Source organism: Nonomuraea sp. NPDC049504, from assembly GCF_040676845.1.
Taxonomy (GTDB): domain Bacteria; phylum Actinomycetota; class Actinomycetes; order Streptosporangiales; family Streptosporangiaceae; genus Nonomuraea; species Nonomuraea salmonea.
In genome coordinates this window covers 127,907-143,048 of sequence record NZ_JBFAPT010000028.1, presented here as the reverse complement: position 1 = coordinate 143,048, position 15,142 = coordinate 127,907, and the positions used below count along the sequence as shown (strand labels likewise).

Here is a 15,142-nt window from a genome sequence, read left to right as displayed (position 1 = left end):
CGAACGGCACGATCGAGAAGGCCAGGAACGCCGGCACGACCATGATGACCGGCGCCAGCAGGTAGAGCACCTTGTCCACGGTCCGCGGGAAGATGCCCTCCTTCAGCCCCATCTTGATCGCATCCGCCACGGACTGCAGGATGCCGAACCTGCCCGCCCGGTTGGGGCCGTACCGGTGCTGCATGCGTGAGATCAGCTTGCGCTCGAACCAGACCCCGAAGACCACGCTCAGGGATAGGAAGACGAACAGCGTCACGGCCTTGACGATCGTGATCCACAAGGGGTCCTTGCCGAAGTCGGCCAGAGTGGGGCCGGCCTGCACGGTGAGCATCATGAGCGGCGATGCTAGGCGGAGAGACGATCCACGTCTTGAACAAGTGCGAACAGCTGTTTCGGCGTCAGCGCCGTCATCCCCCGCACCTCGCGGCTGAGATGCGACTGGTCGGCGTACCCGCACGCGACCGCCGCGCTCAGCGTCGCCCCGGGCCGCCGCAGCACCTCCATGGCCCGCTGGAACCGGGCGACGCGCGCGACCGTCTTGGGCGACAACCCCACCACCCGGCGGAACCCCAGCTCCAGATAGCGCCGGCTGACACCCAGCTCAGCGGCCAGGGCCGTGACGGTGAGCCCTTCGGCCGGCGCCTGCAGCCGCCGCCAGGCGTACATGATCAGCGCGTCGTCGTCGGCCGGACGCGCCCGCGCCGTCAGCACCTCTTCCAGCACCGCGAAGCGCCCCTGCCAGGACGGGGCGGCGGCCAGCCGCTCGGCCAGCTCCTTCACCCGCGCCCCCTCCAGGCGAACGGCCGTGTCGGCGAGGTCACGCATGGAGGTGCCCAGCAAGGCCGACATGCCGGCCGGCGTGAGCCCGACGGCCACCCCGTCGTACCAGCCCACCTCGCCCGCGGGGGACGCCACGCTGCGCGGGCCGGTGAGGACCGCGGGCAGACCGGTGCAGTCGATGATCAGCGTGGCCGCGTTGAGCGGCAACATCCTGCTGGGCGGCGGCGCCGTCGCCGAGACGCGGTGGCTCGCCCAGCCCAGCACGTACGGCCGCAGATGCGGCGGCGCCGTACGAGCGACCATCCGCAAAGGCTTCGCCCGCGCCTCCGCCGGCAGCGAATGGACCGCCATCGAACCCCCGATCGAGAGAGGCTGACCTGTCGCGATCACTCTAAGCCGCGTGCCCGCCTTCGACACCTGGAAGGACCGGTACGGCGGAGGCGCCCCCGCAGGTCCTCCCCCGTCCTTGCGCGAGCGCCTCGCTCCTCGATGAGCGCCGGTATGCCTCGGTCTGTCGCTAGTTGAAGCAGTCCTGCTTGTGGAGCGCGATGCCGTACTCGGTGACCTTGCCGCGCGAGACGGTGAAGCTGTAGTACGCCTTCTTGTTGCCCGGGACCGCGGTCACGTAGTAGCCGTGGAAGTTCTTCTTGACCCGCGGGTACGCCGCCTTCAGCTGCTTGGCCGTGGAGCCGATCTTGATGCCCTGCGGCGTCTTCATGCCCTTCGCGGCGAAGATGGCCGCCAGCCCCACGCGCGGCGAGATGTAGACGCCCACCGAGTTCTTCGGCGTCCTGAACCGCTTGAGATCCCAGCCGGAGCAGCCGGAGCCGCCCGACAGCTTCTTGACCACGCCCCCCGTCGCCTGAGCCTGCTCGGCCGTCATCCCCAGCTTGACGGCACCGTACCCGTGCGGGCCCAGCGTCGGCGCCTTCACCTCCGCCACCGCCGCGGTGGCACCGGAGACCAGCAGCGAACCGGCGAGGAGCGAAGCCCCGATCATCGTCTTCATCATGTCTGCTTTGATGCCGCCACATCACCGAAGGTTCTCCGCACGATCACGTTTCTGATCACCAGATGATTCAGCGCCGCCCGTCATCGGCCGGGACCAGCGTGGCCAGATAGCCGCGGAAGACCACGACCACGTCCCCGCTCGAGAACACTTCCGCGAGCGTTCGCCGGCACCACTCGCGCGCCCGCTCGGCGCTGTCGTCCCCACGCGCGATGGCATTCGCGACGCCGACCTCACCCAGCACGTAGCGGAGATAGCCGTCGAACGTCATCGGCACAGGAACCTCCACATCGGCGCAGTCGAGCAGGCGCAGGCCCGTCCCGGCGAGGGGCAGTTCCGCCACGGTGAGCGGCCGCCAGCCGGAGGAACCGGGAAAGCGCTGCTCGAACACCGCGAACCAGGCCGCCAATGCGTCGGTCGTGGGGGAGTGGCGGCCTTTGGCGAAGTCGTACAGGAGGAAGACCCCGTCGGAGGTCAGGACGCGGGCCACCTCGGCGAGGGCCGGCGGCAGGTCGGTGTAGTTCAGCGAGCCGGCGGCGGTCACCAGGCCGAACGAAGCCGCCCCGAACGGCAGTGCCTCCGCCGTGCCGACGACGAAGCGAGCGGACGGCGCGACGGCCCGCCGGTGGGCGAGCATCGCGGGGACCGGCTCCACGCCGACGACCTGCCTGGCCCACGGTACGAGTGCGGCCGTGGACACGCCCGCGCCGCACCCGATGTCCAAGGCCCGGCCGACCGGGCTCTCGAGGCGAGCCGATTCGAGGATCCGCCGATGCACGGGTGGACGGTCGAAGGCGTAACCGGCCGCCAGGCGTTCGTTGTCATAGACACTCGTCATGGCCGCCTCCTTGCCACCCCTGACAGGCACGTCCACGCCGCTGACAGGACAGCCAGGGCCGTCCGTCCCTGAATGTCGGCTTTCATGGGCGGGTGGCCTTGAGGAAGAGGTCCACCAGGGTGTCGGCGTAGTCGGGGGTCAGGGGGCCTGAGCGGTAGATCCAGCGTTGGAAGAGGGGGGCGTACAGGAGCTCGAGAGCCACCCCCAGGTCGAGGTCGGCGGCGAGCTGGCCGGCCTGCTGGGCGCTGCGCAGCCGGGCCTTCTTGACCTCGTCCACCGGGGCGGCCAGGCGTTCGCGGTACTGCGCCGCGAGGCCGGGGTCGTTGATGATCTCCGTGGTGAGCGCCCTGATCGGGCCTTCGAACGCCGGGTCGGCGAACTCCGCCACCGTGGCCCGCATCACCGTCTTCAGGTCGGCCTCGATGTCGCCGGTGTCGGGCAGCGCCATGCCGCCCTCGTCCGCCTCGCTCAAGGCAAGGAACGCGTCGAAGATCACCGCGCCCTTGGAACGCCACCAGCGGTAGATCGTCTGCTTGCCGACGCCGGCCCGGGCGGCGATGGCCTCGATGGAGACCTTGGCGTAACCCACCTCGGAGACCAGCTCGCGGGCGGCGTCGAGGATCGCCTGGCGGGAGCGCTCACTGCGGCGTGCAGGGTCGGGGTGCTTGGGCATGCGAGGCAGCATAGCACTCCAGCGAGACGAGACGGTCCGTCTTGACAGCGGTGCGCGCGGGCCTCATAGTTGAGGCATCTCGAAGCGAGACGGGCCGTCTCGTCTCGTAAATGCTGATCAAGGAGTGCATGTTGACCCGAGTATGGTTCATCACCGGTGCGTCGCGGGGCCTCGGACGGGCCTTCACCGAGGCGGCGCTGGCCGCCGGAGACCGTGTCGTCGCAGCCGCACGGAACGTGGAGCCGCTGGCGGAGCTGGCCGACAAGCACCCCGATGCTCTCGTACGGCTGCCGCTCGACGTGACCGACCGCGCGGCAGTGTTCAAGGGCGTGGAACAAGCCGTGGCCGCCTTCGGCCGGCTCGACGTCGTGCTCAACAACGCGGGCGGGCTGCTGCTCGGAATGGTGGAGGAGGCCACTGAGGAGCAGCTCAGAGCCCATTTCGACGTCAACTTCTTCGGCGCCGTCTGGGTCACCCAGGCCGTCGTGCCGCACCTGCGCGCCCAGGGCTCCGGCCACCTCCTCCAGGTCACCTCGATGGGCGCGAGCGGCGGCTTCGCCTCGACCGGCATGTACGCGGCGGGCAAGGCCGCGCTCAACTCGGTGAGCGAGGCGGCCGCCATGGAGGTCGAGCCGTTCGGCATCAAGGTCACCATCCTGCAGATGGGCGGCTACGACACCGGCCTGTTCACGGTGGGCACCACCATGACCGAGCCCGACCCGCTGTATGCGGAGCTGCGCGCCAAGCTCGCCGAGATGTGGGGCGACGACGCCGGCCCCGACCCGAGCACCGCCGTGCCCGCCGTCATGGAGTTGCTCGACCTGCCCGAGCCGCCGGTGCGGCTCATCGTCGGCGGCGCCTCCTACGACATGGTGCTGCAAATGGAGCAGGCGCGGATCGAGCAATACCGGGCCTGGGAACGACTCAGCCGCCTCGCGCCCGGATGAAACTATTCGGCGGGCTCGTACGTCCCAATAAATAAGTGGCACGGCCGTCGGGCCCGCCGTTAGTGTCATTCAGGAAAGCAAGAGGGGTCGCCCCCTCCGTCGATCAGCGACAAGGAAAGGCCAGCCATGCTTCTCGCAGCCGCCGCACTCGGGCAGGAACGGCGCCGCTGTCGCCGGCTTGCCGCGCTGGGCTGCGCCCTGCTGCGCGAGGCTTCCGGGTAAACCTCGAAGAGGAGCATTCCGGAGGCCGCCAGGTGACCACCAGGCGGCCTTTCCTTTTGCCGATTGACAATTCCACAGTGGAGCACCATGGGCTGATGGTGAAAAGGCATCACACCTGCCTTGCAAGCAGGAGTTCGGGTTTCGAGATTCCGTCGGTCCACGTCGCCGCAGAGGCCGAACAGGTAAGGCAGCTGGCTTCCAACCAGCAGGACGGGGTTCGAGTCCCCGCTGCGGCTCCACGCGTCCGTAGCCCAACGGGAGAGGCACCGGTTTCAGGAACCGGACGGTGCGGGTTCGAATCCCGCCGGACGTACCAGGCCCCGTTCGTCCAGTGGTCAGGACACCCGGCTTTCACCCGGGAGATCGCCGGTTCGAATCCGGTACGGGGTACGGGCCCCATAGCTCAATGGATCAGAGCGCCGGCCTACGAAGCCGGGTCCGTCGCAGGTTCGAATCCTGCTGGGGCCACGTCATGCGCGAGCTGGGCACCTGGTGAGCCCACCCGGCTGTAAACCGGGCGCTTCGGCTGTGGCGGTTCGACTCCGTCCTCGCGCACCGCCTCTCAAAGAGGCTTGGCGCAGTTCGCCGGTGCGGAGGTCGGCCTGCAAAGCCGATTCGTGCGAGTTCGACTCTCGCCTGCGTCTCGATGAGTACATCCCCAGAAATGCCTATCGGCGATATCGTAAGTCCCGCTATCGCGACGGCGGCACCGGATACTCGGGCGGCTCGAGCGAGGGAGGCTTCGGCAGCGGAGAAGGTGGAGACGGCGAAGACTGAGGGTCCTTCCTCGCAGGGGCGCAAGCCCGTATCGACGGTGGTGCGCGTGGTTTCGGCGGTCGGCCTCTACGGACTTTTCATCCTGGTGCCGTTCGCCTTGTACAAAGCTGTGGCGCAGGCCAGGGGAGATGCGGAGATGACGGTGCTCTCCGATCTGGTCGGATTCTCTCTGTGCCCGGGCTTGAGCATGCTCGCCCTGGCTTTCGTGGTCGAGCGCGTCTCCTATCGGCTCCGTGATGTCTTCATGCTGCTCATTCCCGGATACGGCCTGATCTGGGCCGGGGTCATCATGTGGCGGCTCGCCTATCTGCCGCACCGCGACTGGCCGGAGAGAGCGCCTCAGCCGAGGCGGTCCGCCCGCTCGAGCAGATAGCGCTGCTCCACCTGGTTTCCGGTCAGGGCGGCGGCCTCGCGATACAGCCGCGCCGCGCCCGCCGGGTCGCCGGTCAGCTGGAGCAGGTGGGCGCGCACCGCGCGTTCGCGCTGCCGGGTCAGCGGGTCCTCGTCCAGCCGGTGCCGGCGGTTGAGGTCGTCGAGCAGCGCCAGCCCGCGCACCGGCCCGTACGCCTGCGCCACCGCCACCACCCGGCTCAGCCGCACCGGCGCGGTCGGGCTGAGCCGTTCGAGCCACAGGTACAGCGCCGCGATCTGCGGCCAGTCCGTCTGCTCCGGCGTCTCGGCGGCGGCGTGCACGGCCGCGATGGCGGCCTGCAACTGGTACGGGCCCACCTCCCGCCGAGACCAGACCGCGTCGATGAGCCGGGTGCCTTCGCGGATCAACCCCGGGTCCCACCGCGCCCTGTCCTGCTCCTCCAGCGGCACCAGCTCGCCATGATCGCCCGTACGCGCGGCCCGCCGCGAGTCGGTCAGCAGCATCAACGCGAGCAGCCCGGTCGCCTCGGCATCGTCCGGCAGGGAGTCGCGGAGCATGCGAGCCAGCCGGATCGCCTCGCCCGTGAGATCGACCCGGGCGAGCCGATCACCCGCGGAGACCGTGTAGCCCTCGTTGAAGATCAGATAGAGCACCCGCATCACGGCGGCCACCCGGCCGGCGCGGTCGGCGCCGCTCGGCGGGGTGAACCGGGCGCCGGCGCGCGCCAGCTGCTGCTTGGCGCGGCTGATCCGCGTACCCATCGTGGCCTCCGTCATGCCGAAGGCGTGCGCGATCTCGGCGGTGCTCAGCCCGCCCACCGCCCGCAGCGTGAGCGCCACCTGGGAGGTGGCGCTCAGCGCGGGATGGCAGCAGAGCAGCAGCAACGCGAGGCTGTCGTCCGCCTCCTGCGGTGGGTCGGAGCGCCGGGACGGCTCCTGCATGGCCAGCTCGGCGACGCCCGCCTCGTGCTCGCGGCGGCGCCTGGCCTGCTCCGAGCGGAGCAGGTCCACCATCCGCCGGTAGCCGATGCGGATGAGCCAGCTGCGCGGATTCTCCGGTACGCCGTCGGCCGCCCAGGTACGGCTCGCGACCAGGAGCGCCTCCTGCACCGCGTCCTCGGCGACGTCGAAGTGCCCGAAACGGCGTACCAGCGCACCCAGGACCTGCGGCGCCTCCGTACGCAGCAGCTGCTCCACCCCGGTCATGCCGCGAAGTCGTCGCCCATGATCGGGCGGATCTCGATCGGCTCGCCCAGCACCTCCACGATCCGCGAGGCGATCTCGACGGCGCGCTCCCGTCCGGCGACGTCGATCACGGCGAAGCTCGCGAGCACCTCCTTGAGCTCGGCGAACGGCCCGTCGGTCGCCACCACGCCGTCCGCGCCCTTGCGCACGGTGGTGCTGACCACCGGATGGCCGAGCCCCTCGCTGGTGACGAACTCGCCGGTCGCGATCAGCTCCTCCTCGAACTTCTGGTACGCGGCGAACGCGGCCAGCGCCTCCTCCGATGGCGTGTCGGCGGTCGCGGCGTCCCAGGCGGCGGCCGGGGTGTAGCTGAGCAGCAGATATTTCACGATGTTCCTCTGATCGACGGTTCTTTTCGCTACCTCGTCACCGCTACCAGGATTTCGACGCGCCCTCGCTGTGATCCACATCACAGCGGCAAGACGTCGAAGACCGGCGACCGCCTCCGAGGTATCAGCAAGCACCCACCAAGGAGGACAAAATGACCAACCAGCCGACCCCCGCGATGAAGGCCCTGGACCGCCTCGTCGGCACCTGGACGATCACCGGCGGCGCCGAGGGAACCGTACGGTACGAGTGGATGCCCGGCGGCTTCTTCCTGCTCCAGCACGTCGAGCTCACCCAGTACGGCCAGCAGGTCACCGGCATGGAGGTGATCGGCCACCCGCGCCCGTTCGGCGAACCGGCCGGCGAGGACGTCGTGTCGCGCTTCTACGACGCGGAGGGCAACACCCTCGACTACGTGTACGAGCTGACCGGCGACAAGCTGACCATCTGGGGCGGCGCGAAGGGCGGCCCGGCGTACTTCGAGGGCACGTTCAGCGCCGACGACACCACCCTCACCGGCGAGTGGGTCTACCCGGGCGGAGGCGGCTACGCCTCCACCATGACCAGGAAGTAGCCGGACGGGTGCGGAGTTCCGCGCGCGGACGCGGAACTCCGGCCCGGCCCAGCCCGGCTCAGCCCCGCTCAGCTCAACCGGGCGGCGGCGTAGGCGGCCATGGCGTCGCGCACGTACGCGGCGAGCCCTTCGGCGATCCGCTCATAGTTCGCCGCGAACCGCTCGTCGTCGGCCTGCATCCGCCCCAGATGCGCGTACTGCTCGGCGGTGGGCGTCCAGAACCGGCTCATCAGCCGGAAGGGGACGTCCAGCTCGGCGAGCACCGCGGGGGCGTCGGCCGGGGTGCCGGCGGCCATGAGCTCGGCCAGCCGGATCATGCCCGCCGTCGCCTCCTCCTGCATCCGGCCGAGCTCCTCGGGCGAGAGGCCGTCCAGCATCTCCTGCTGCCCGGACTGCTCCCAATGCCCCGGCCACCGCTCGCGCGCCTCCGCGCCGTGGCGGGCGGCGTCGAATCCCTCGAACAGGTTCTCCGGCCTGCTGATTCTGGACATGCCGTGCTTCCCTTCTGTGTGTTCGAGCTCGGTGATGGTCCTGGCCACCATGCGCGCCATCGCGTCCAGGCGGTCGCGTTCCCGCAGGACGCGCTGGTGGTGTTCGCGCAGGGCGGCCAGGGGGTCGGTGTGCCGGTCGACGATCTCCTTGATCTCGGGGAGGCCGAGTCCGAGCTCCCGCAGCACGAGGATCTGCTGCAGGCGCAGCAGCTGCGCCTCCTCGTAGTGGCGGTAGCCGTTGTCGCCGACGCGGGCCGGGATCAGCAGCCCGATCGCGTGGTAGTGACGCAACGTCCTGGACGTCACACCCGACATCCGCGCCACCTGTGCGATCGACCACGCCATGTCCCGCCCACCGTCCCGTCCCGTTCACCGAGCCGGATCTTCCGGCTCCCGCACGACGCTAGATATTGACGTAACGGCAGAGTCAAGCACGCCGCTGCCCGTACCGGTCGATCGGCGCTTGACGGCTTGCGGCTCCCGTAGGGGGAGCTGGCAGGGTGGCGGCATGGAGCGGTACTTCACGATCGGCGACCTGGCCCGCCGTACGGGGCTGACGGTCAAGACCATCCGGTTCTACGCCGACCGCGGCATCGTGCCGCCCACCTGCCGCAACGCGGCCGGCCACCGCCTGTACGACGACGTCGCCCTGGCCCGCCTTGAGCTCGTGCGCACGCTGCGCGAACTCGGCATCGACCTGCCCACGATCCGCAAGGTCGTGACCCGGGAGGTGCCGCTGCCCGAGGTGGCCGCGGCGCACGCCGAGGCGGTGGCGGTGCAGATCCGGATCCTGCGGCTGCGGCATGCCGTCCTGACGACCATGGCCGAACGCGGCACCACCCCAGAGGAGATGGACGTGACCCACCACCAGGCCGAACGCCGGCACCTGATCCAGGACTTCCTCGACAGCGTGCTCGACGACCGGCACGCGGGCATCCGTACCACGATGACGCCCGAGCTGCCGGACGATCCCCGCCCCGACCAGCTCGCGGCCTGGACGGAGCTGACCGGCCTCATCAGAGATCCCGGGTTCCGCACCCACCTGCGCACGATGGTGGCGCGGCTGGACTTCACGGTGCCGCCGCGCCCCGACCTGGGCGCCACCGTACGCATGCTCGTGGCCCCGGCCCTGAACCTCGCGCCCGACTCGCCCGAAGCCGACGACGTGGTGGCGGGCCTGCGCGCCCTGGGACCGGCGGACGAGCTGCTGGCCAGGCTGGAGTCCATGAACGACCCTCGCCGCGACCGCTACTTCGAACTCCTCGCCACGATCAACGACTGGCCGCCGCCCGAACCGCTGACCCCCTCACTCACCTGGGCCGCCGAGGCCCTCCGCGCGTGAGCACGTCCCGCCCGGACGTCCCCGCCCTGCTCGGCCAGGTCCGCGACGCCGCCGGCCTGCGCACCGCCGTCCTCGCGCTCTGGGCGGAGAGCGCGGACGGCGCCCAGCGGCGCTGGGTCAGCCGTACATCAGGGAGACGTTGATGGTGGAGATGTAGTTGATCGCCATGTAGACGGCCCAGTTGCACCCGGCGGTCCCTGTGCCGGTGGACGACTGGCCCTTGTAGATGCCGTACGCCTTGTTGGCGTTGAACCAGGGGCCGCCGCTGTCGCCCGGGTAGCACTTCAGGCCGTCGCCGTGGTGCTGCTGGCGTGAAATCTCGGGTGGGCGGCGTCGCTGGGACGGGTGTGCCACTGCACATCGCTCTGGGCGTTACGTGCCTGGCGCCGGCCCGCCCCGCTGGCCGTCGGAGGCCGGTTCTGGGGTGAGCTCGATGCCGGCGGAGCGGATCTCCTCGGGCAGGGACGCGGGCAGCGTCGCCCGCAGCGCGGCCTCCCTGGCCGTGACCGGCACCGTGCCGCCGGTGCACCGTACGCGCAGGGCGAAGCCGCCTTCATGAGTGACGGTCGATCCGGCGAACGTGTCGGGGTGGGCGGCTGCGAGCTCCTCCACCAGCCTGGTGAACTCGCCCTGCGCCACGAGCCTGGCCCGCGCCTCATCGACTGTGACGTCGAACTCCTTGGCGTAGGACTCGTAGTCGAGCGCGAGCCCGTTCTCCGGTCCACCGCCGTCAGGCAAGTCGTCGTCCAGCACGGCGGTGCTGCCGACGCCGCCGGACGCCGCCTGCGCCGGAACCGGGGCCAGCAGCCCACCCACGGCTAAGAGCAGCGCGGTCGGCGCTCCCGGAACCCGCTTGTAGAGCCCATCCTCGCCCCTTCCGTCCGCCCTCGGGCGGGATCAGCACTTCAAGGTATGCGGGTATGCGCGGCGCCGGGCAGGCGTTCACTCGCCGCCGGTTCTGGCGCGGTTCGGCAAAACACTTCCTGTCTATCTGACAAAAAGCTAGAGTGTGCCCCATGAACGCCGACCCATGGGAGCCCCCAGCCGTCTTGCTCGCGGTGGACCTGGTGATTCTCACGCTCCGCGACGCGCGACTCCATGTCTTGCTCGTTGAACGTGGAATCGAGCCCTACTCAGGCGCGCTCGCCCTGCCCGGCGGGTTTCTCGCGGACGCGCACGAGGACATCGAGGAGGCGGCGCGCCGCGAACTGTCGGAGGAAGCCGGCCTGGTCGACGTGCACTTGGAGATGCTCGGCGTGTACGGCAGGCCAGGGCGCGATCCGCGTGGTCGCGTGGTGTCCGTCGCCTATCTGGCGATCGCGCCGTCCCTGCCCGAACCCATTGCGGGCACGGATGCGGCCAGCGCCTGTTGGATGCGGGTGGACGACGTCCTGTCCACCCAGGTCGACTTGGCCTTCGATCACCGGCACATCGTCGGCGACGGCGTGGAACGGGCTCGCGCCAAGCTGGAGCAAACTGCGCTCGCGACTGCGTTCTGCGCCGAGACCTTCACCATCTCCGACCTGCAGCAGGTGTACGAGGCGGTATGGGGCGTACGGCTCGACCCCCGAAATTTCTATCGCAAAGTACAGAACGCTCGTGGCTTCATCGTGGCGGCCGGCCCTATGCGGCGAACGGAGAACGGACGGCCCGCCCGGCTCTTCAAGGCCGGCCCGGCGCGGACGTTGTATCCCCCCATGGTCCGCTCGGCCCAGGCTTCTGCAGAAGACGCAGGCGAGGCGGCGGCTCCGGTCACGGCCCAAGGAGGCCAGCAGACATGACGCATCGTCCAATCGCGATACTCACCGCCCTTGACCTGGAGTACCAAGCTGTCAGGAAGCACCTGGCGAACGTCCGGACGTACCGTCACCCGGCAGGAACGCGGTTCGAGGTCGGCATGCTGGCGGGCGGCCACTGCCAGGTGGCCCTGGGGCTGGTCGGTAAAGGCAACCAGCCGGCTGCGGTGCTCGCGGAGCGGGCGATCACCGAATTCTCGCCGTCTTCCTTGCTGTTCGTAGGGGTGGCCGGCGCATTGTGGCCGGCGATCGGCCTGGGCGACGTGGTGGTTGCCACCCACGTGTACGCCTACCACGGTGGCACCAGCGAGGACGATGGCTTCAAAGCGCGTCCACGCGTTTGGGAGATGTCACATGAGCCGGATCAAATCGCGCGTCATCTGTACCGCAGTGAACTGTGGGCCCGTCGGCTGCCCACAGGGGCGACCGTGCCGAAGGTGCACTTCGGGCCGATAGCCGCGGGCGAAGTGGTCCAGGATTCGGCGGTCTCAGAGCATGCGCGGTGGGTTCGCCAAACCTATAACGACGCGTTGGCGATCGAGATGGAGGCCGCTGGAGTGGCGCAGGCCGCCCATCTGAACCGGTCGCTGCCGATGGCAGTGGTGCGAGGTATCAGCGATCGGGCGGACGGCACCAAGGTGACCAGCGATGGCTCAGGCTGGCAGCCGAAGGCGGCGGCGTACGCAGCCGCCTTCGCCGCCGCGCTGGCGCAGGAACTGGCGCAGGAGGAGCACCACAGGGAGCCGGGTAGTGCGTTCGAGCAGAGAAGGGGCAGCCCCATGCTCGACGGAGTGCGAAACGTTGCCCGCGACCATGCCCGAGTGGGTGCGCAGATCGGACACGTTCATGGCGATGTCACGATCGGGCAGCTGCCCGGGGCCGCTCTCGACCCGGTGACGCAGCTTGCGGAACTCCGGCATCGACTCACGGCGGCACGGAAAGCCGAGACGGTGGATGAGGCCACGGCCACCGCGGCGGAGGAAGAGATCGCCCTTGCCGAATCACTGCTGGACGCCGGCGGGCACGGCACCGGTACCGCTCTCATCGCGCTCAAGAGACTACGCGGCCTGCTGGCGGACGTGAGTGCACTGGCCTCCCATGTGTCGAGCATCATCGCGGCGGTTCATCGCACTTTGTGACCGCCCATCTGGCCGGACGGCGCCGGTGATAACAAGTTGGCGAATTCTGCACGATTGCCTTTGTGCAGTGGTTCATTGCGGACCGAATCTTACGGACAACGCCAGGAGGTAGCGATGTCGGATCGGTATACGAATGTCGCCAAGGATAATGCGCGCGTCGGCGTGCAGATCGGTAAGGCCGTCGGTGGTGTCACCGTGGGCGGCGCACCTGCCAAAGAGGACGAACTTCGCATTCGGCTCACTGAATTGCGTTCGGCGATGCGCAGATCGGTCGAATCCGGAAAACTCGGCCCAGATAGGTGTGAGGAGGTCGAATCTGAGCTTGCCGAAGTAGACGCCTACATCGAAGGTCGCGGGAGGCAGCAGCGCGGGAGGATGCTGACCGCGCTGAAGAAGGTCAAGGGCCTGCTCGGCGACTTCGGCGACTTGGCGTCGATAGCCGCGCTCGTCCTCGCGGTCGCTCAGGGAGCGGGCCAATGAACGGCGGATGGCCAGGTGTGCACAATGTCGCCATGGACGAAGCGCACGTAGACGCTCAAATCGGATACGTGGACGGTAACGTCACCATCTATTCGGTCTCGGACAATGATCAGCCGGATCGAAAATACCAAGTCGGCCTCAACTATCTCCAAGGCGACATGCCCCGGCGGGCCGAAACCCTGATACGGGATGCCGCGATGTTCGGCTGCCGGTCCAGTGAAGTCGCCTACTACTGGACTCTGGCGATTCTGAGCGGCCGCTCGTTCGACCATTTGGGGCCGGACGAGTTCACTCACCTGTCGGCTGCGAGCGCGATGGCCGCGGAATTTCCGCACGACGCGTGGCGGCAGGCGTTCGACGTGGTGATCGAGCTCATCAACTGCATCACTGAGGAGGAGGAACACGGGGCACCCGACCTCGCCCGCTTCTCGGCCGCGTTCGACGCCTATCGCGGGCTGCCGAAGGTACGCCGCGACGAAATCCATCGCCACCTTGAGATGATCCTCAACGGATGGATCCAGGACCGCGTCGAGGAACTGGAGGCGCAACATGTGCAGGCGAAGCGCTTCAGTGGTGACAGGGCGCGCAGGGTGTGGAAGTTCTTCGAACCCACCCCCACAGCACCTCGGAGGCTCCCCGCCGCCCCGCCGGTTCTGGACGCCGGCAAGAGATTCCAGGCCGTCTTCGGGAGCGGCCTCGCCGGCCTCGGAGTTGTCTGGATCGTGAGCCTTACGGCCAGCAGCAGCCTGCTTGCCGTGATCATAGTGCTCGCGCTGGCCGGCGTCTGGCTGACCACCGCCGTCATGTACGCCCTACCGCGCCGGTCCGCCGACATGGGACGTCCGCCGAGTGGATGGAACCAGCCCTTCGGCACAGCGGTCTCCTCAAGTGTCGATCACTGGTTTCAGGTTTCAGGGCCGGCCAGTCCTATGGCCGCTCAACAGTTCGCTTGGGACAGCGTGCCGGTGCGCGAGAAGCTCAAGGCCGACCTGGTCTACCTCTACGGCGGCGACCACAGCAGAGTGGGACCGATCAGGTGGCTCATCAAGTGGCATGCCGAGAATGCCGCACGGCAGTTCGGCTCCGGCGTCCCGCTGCGACGGGAGGATGTGCCGATCGCCGTTCTGGCGGGTAACGGGGCTCTGTTGATCGCCGGGTTCATCGTCCTCATCGGGGCGGGAAGCGCAAGCTTCCCTGGCATGCTCGGTGCGGGCTTGCTCATAGGTATCGGCGCCGTGATGTCGTGGAATGACTCCCTGAACTACCTCGCCGCGGCTCTCAACCACCCGCGCACGGTGTCGGAGGCGGACCGCCGATGGGCCGCCGAGCAGCAGGAGCACCAGCGCTGGTCCGGGGTGCTCGCCGACCGTCCCAGCGACGCCGAGATGGCCGCGTGGCTGGATCACGACAAGATGATGATCAAATCGCTGGCGCTCAAGCATTACGGCCTGAGCAATCGCGACGTCATCGCGCATCTCACCCTCACCGAGGGGGCGCCGCGCTGCCGGCGTGCCCGTGTGCTGTACGGTCCGCTGCGCTACTCCGCCTACGTGGTGCTGCTCTTCTTGCTCACTGAGGGCGGCGTCCGTCAGGTCACCGTCGATCTCGACTTCTTCTCCGGAGCCATTCATGATGAGCGCCGGACCACGTTCAGGTACGAGATGATCGCCTCGGCGCGGGTCGCCGAGGTGGCCGTACGTTTCGAGCATGGGCACCGACACGTCATGGCGCGCGAGGAGATCCAGCCCCATGTCCAGCAGGCGCTGATCCTGAGCCGCGCCTTCAGGCTTTCGCTCGTCAACGGCCAGCACATCGACGTCCTCGTCGACAGCTATGAGCAGGGGCTGATCGACCGGGCGCGAGAAGACATCACCTTCCTGACCGCCCTCGCACTCGACACTTCCGGCGTGACGGGAGCACTCAGGATTCTGGAGGCGGTGTCGGCGGAGGGGCGGGAGTGGCTCGCTCACGAACGCGCGCGACGGCAGCGAAGGCTGCGCGACTTCAGAGCAAGCCAGAAGATCCCAGGCGCCATCGGCCCTGCCGCGATGCTGGCCCTTCCCGAGCCTTCGGAGCCTCTTGACTCCGCACCGCCGCCGTCGGCTTGATCCCAGGCGTACGCCGGCCGAT

The 15,142-nt window shown here is 68.8% G+C and carries 19 protein-coding genes and 7 tRNA genes; 16 read left to right on the top strand and 10 right to left on the bottom strand.

The genetic code is table 11. From position 1 onward, the window contains the following. The 5 genes from AB0K28_RS40660 to AB0K28_RS40640 all read right to left on the bottom strand — a co-directional run. Positions 1 to 334, bottom strand: a 334-nt coding sequence (locus tag AB0K28_RS40660; protein ID WP_364380920.1) for an NADH-quinone oxidoreductase subunit H, incomplete at its 3' end; no start/stop codon positions are given. Positions 335 to 345: 11 nt separating this feature from the next. Further along, complete coding sequence (locus AB0K28_RS40655; RefSeq protein WP_364380917.1) at positions 346 to 1,083, bottom strand: helix-turn-helix transcriptional regulator; 738 nt, start codon at positions 1,081 to 1,083, stop codon at positions 346 to 348. Positions 1,084 to 1,297: 214 nt separating this feature from the next. After that, on the bottom strand, positions 1,298 to 1,780 hold the full coding sequence (locus AB0K28_RS40650) for a hypothetical protein (protein ID WP_364380915.1): 483 nt from the start codon (positions 1,778 to 1,780) through the stop codon (positions 1,298 to 1,300). A gap of 79 nt (positions 1,781 to 1,859) precedes the next feature. Further along, positions 1,860 to 2,627: a class I SAM-dependent methyltransferase gene (locus tag AB0K28_RS40645; RefSeq protein WP_364380912.1), complete on the bottom strand. Its 768-nt coding sequence runs from the start codon at positions 2,625 to 2,627 to the stop codon at positions 1,860 to 1,862. Positions 2,628 to 2,709: 82 nt separating this feature from the next. Continuing rightward, positions 2,710 to 3,300, bottom strand: coding sequence for a TetR/AcrR family transcriptional regulator (locus AB0K28_RS40640; protein ID WP_345409068.1), 591 nt, complete (start codon positions 3,298 to 3,300; stop codon positions 2,710 to 2,712). Positions 3,301 to 3,428: 128 nt separating this feature from the next. Here AB0K28_RS40640 and AB0K28_RS40635 point away from each other — a divergent pair, with 128 nt between their 5' ends. The 9 genes from AB0K28_RS40635 (at position 3,429) to AB0K28_RS40595 (ending at position 5,619) form a co-directional block, all read left to right on the top strand. Beyond that, positions 3,429 to 4,247, top strand: a complete 819-nt coding sequence (locus tag AB0K28_RS40635) for an SDR family NAD(P)-dependent oxidoreductase (RefSeq protein ID WP_364380908.1) — start codon at positions 3,429 to 3,431, stop codon at positions 4,245 to 4,247. A gap of 311 nt (positions 4,248 to 4,558) precedes the next feature. Beyond that, positions 4,559 to 4,629 (top strand) — tRNA-Ala (locus tag AB0K28_RS40630). A 4-nt stretch (positions 4,630 to 4,633) separates the two neighbouring features. Then, positions 4,634 to 4,708: transfer RNA gene (locus AB0K28_RS40625), tRNA-Gly, on the top strand. A gap of 1 nt (position 4,709) precedes the next feature. Further along, a tRNA-Leu gene (locus AB0K28_RS40620) sits at positions 4,710 to 4,785 on the top strand. 1 nt (position 4,786) lies between these two features. Beyond that, positions 4,787 to 4,859 (top strand) — tRNA-Glu (locus tag AB0K28_RS40615). A gap of 2 nt (positions 4,860 to 4,861) precedes the next feature. Continuing rightward, positions 4,862 to 4,937 (top strand) — tRNA-Arg (locus AB0K28_RS40610). A 6-nt stretch (positions 4,938 to 4,943) separates the two neighbouring features. Further along, a tRNA-Tyr gene (locus AB0K28_RS40605) sits at positions 4,944 to 5,024 on the top strand. Positions 5,025 to 5,043: 19 nt separating this feature from the next. Beyond that, positions 5,044 to 5,113 (top strand) — tRNA-Cys (locus AB0K28_RS40600). A gap of 113 nt (positions 5,114 to 5,226) precedes the next feature. Further along, the gene (locus AB0K28_RS40595) at positions 5,227 to 5,619 is read left to right on the top strand and encodes a hypothetical protein (protein WP_364380905.1); all 393 of its coding nucleotides are present in this window, start codon (positions 5,227 to 5,229) and stop codon (positions 5,617 to 5,619) included. On the opposite strand, the gene AB0K28_RS40590 is transcribed toward AB0K28_RS40595, so the two are convergent. Together AB0K28_RS40590 and AB0K28_RS40585 are read right to left on the bottom strand one after the other, a co-directional pair. Then, positions 5,586 to 6,824 carry a sigma-70 family RNA polymerase sigma factor gene (locus AB0K28_RS40590; protein ID WP_364380902.1) on the bottom strand — a complete coding sequence of 413 codons (1,239 nt, stop codon included), beginning with the start codon at positions 6,822 to 6,824 and terminating at the stop codon, positions 5,586 to 5,588. The genes AB0K28_RS40595 and AB0K28_RS40590 overlap by 34 nt on opposite strands. Continuing rightward, positions 6,821 to 7,192: a YciI family protein gene (locus AB0K28_RS40585; protein WP_345409060.1), complete on the bottom strand. Its 372-nt coding sequence runs from the start codon at positions 7,190 to 7,192 to the stop codon at positions 6,821 to 6,823. The genes AB0K28_RS40590 and AB0K28_RS40585 overlap by 4 nt, the downstream gene beginning before the upstream one ends. 152 nt (positions 7,193 to 7,344) lie before the next feature. On the opposite strand from AB0K28_RS40585, the gene AB0K28_RS40580 reads away from it, so the two are divergent. Continuing rightward, on the top strand, positions 7,345 to 7,764 hold the full coding sequence (locus AB0K28_RS40580) for a hypothetical protein (protein WP_345409058.1): 420 nt from the start codon (positions 7,345 to 7,347) through the stop codon (positions 7,762 to 7,764). Positions 7,765 to 7,832: 68 nt separating this feature from the next. Here the strand turns inward: AB0K28_RS40580 and AB0K28_RS40575 are convergent, their stop codons facing one another. Next, the gene (locus AB0K28_RS40575; protein WP_364380898.1) at positions 7,833 to 8,600 is read right to left on the bottom strand and encodes a MerR family transcriptional regulator; all 768 of its coding nucleotides are present in this window, start codon (positions 8,598 to 8,600) and stop codon (positions 7,833 to 7,835) included. Between the two features lie 163 nt (positions 8,601 to 8,763). On the opposite strand from AB0K28_RS40575, the gene AB0K28_RS40570 reads away from it, so the two are divergent. Both AB0K28_RS40570 and AB0K28_RS40565 read left to right on the top strand, forming a co-directional pair. Further along, entirely contained in the window at positions 8,764 to 9,597 is an 834-nt protein-coding gene (locus AB0K28_RS40570) for a MerR family transcriptional regulator (RefSeq protein WP_364380895.1), read from the top strand. After that, on the top strand, positions 9,594 to 9,740 hold the full coding sequence (locus tag AB0K28_RS40565) for a hypothetical protein (protein ID WP_364380892.1): 147 nt from the start codon (positions 9,594 to 9,596) through the stop codon (positions 9,738 to 9,740). Before AB0K28_RS40570 ends, AB0K28_RS40565 begins: the two co-directional genes overlap by 4 nt. Here the strand turns inward: AB0K28_RS40565 and AB0K28_RS40560 are convergent. Together AB0K28_RS40560 and AB0K28_RS40555 are read right to left on the bottom strand one after the other, a co-directional pair. Next, a complete protein-coding gene (locus AB0K28_RS40560; protein WP_364380889.1) occupies positions 9,715 to 9,951 on the bottom strand; it encodes a hypothetical protein in 237 nt (78 codons plus the stop codon). The two genes, AB0K28_RS40565 and AB0K28_RS40560, sit on opposite strands and share 26 nt — an antisense overlap. 18 nt (positions 9,952 to 9,969) lie before the next feature. After that, on the bottom strand, positions 9,970 to 10,413 hold the full coding sequence (locus AB0K28_RS40555; protein WP_364380886.1) for a hypothetical protein: 444 nt from the start codon (positions 10,411 to 10,413) through the stop codon (positions 9,970 to 9,972). Positions 10,414 to 10,613: 200 nt separating this feature from the next. Here AB0K28_RS40555 and AB0K28_RS40550 point away from each other — a divergent pair, with 200 nt between their 5' ends. From AB0K28_RS40550 to AB0K28_RS40535, 4 genes are all read left to right on the top strand, one after another. Then, a complete protein-coding gene (locus AB0K28_RS40550) occupies positions 10,614 to 11,378 on the top strand; it encodes an NUDIX hydrolase (RefSeq protein ID WP_364380883.1) in 765 nt (254 codons plus the stop codon). Next, positions 11,375 to 12,532 (top strand): 5'-methylthioadenosine/S-adenosylhomocysteine nucleosidase, encoded by a 1,158-nt coding sequence (locus tag AB0K28_RS40545; RefSeq protein ID WP_345409047.1) that lies wholly within the window; start codon positions 11,375 to 11,377, stop codon positions 12,530 to 12,532. Before AB0K28_RS40550 ends, AB0K28_RS40545 begins: the two co-directional genes overlap by 4 nt. A 114-nt stretch (positions 12,533 to 12,646) precedes the next feature. Next, positions 12,647 to 13,012 carry a hypothetical protein gene (locus AB0K28_RS40540; protein ID WP_345409045.1) on the top strand — a complete coding sequence of 122 codons (366 nt, stop codon included), beginning with the start codon at positions 12,647 to 12,649 and terminating at the stop codon, positions 13,010 to 13,012. Positions 13,013 to 13,080: 68 nt separating this feature from the next. Further along, positions 13,081 to 15,120: a hypothetical protein gene (locus AB0K28_RS40535; protein WP_364380879.1), complete on the top strand. Its 2,040-nt coding sequence runs from the start codon at positions 13,081 to 13,083 to the stop codon at positions 15,118 to 15,120. Positions 15,121 to 15,142 lie beyond the last annotated feature (22 nt).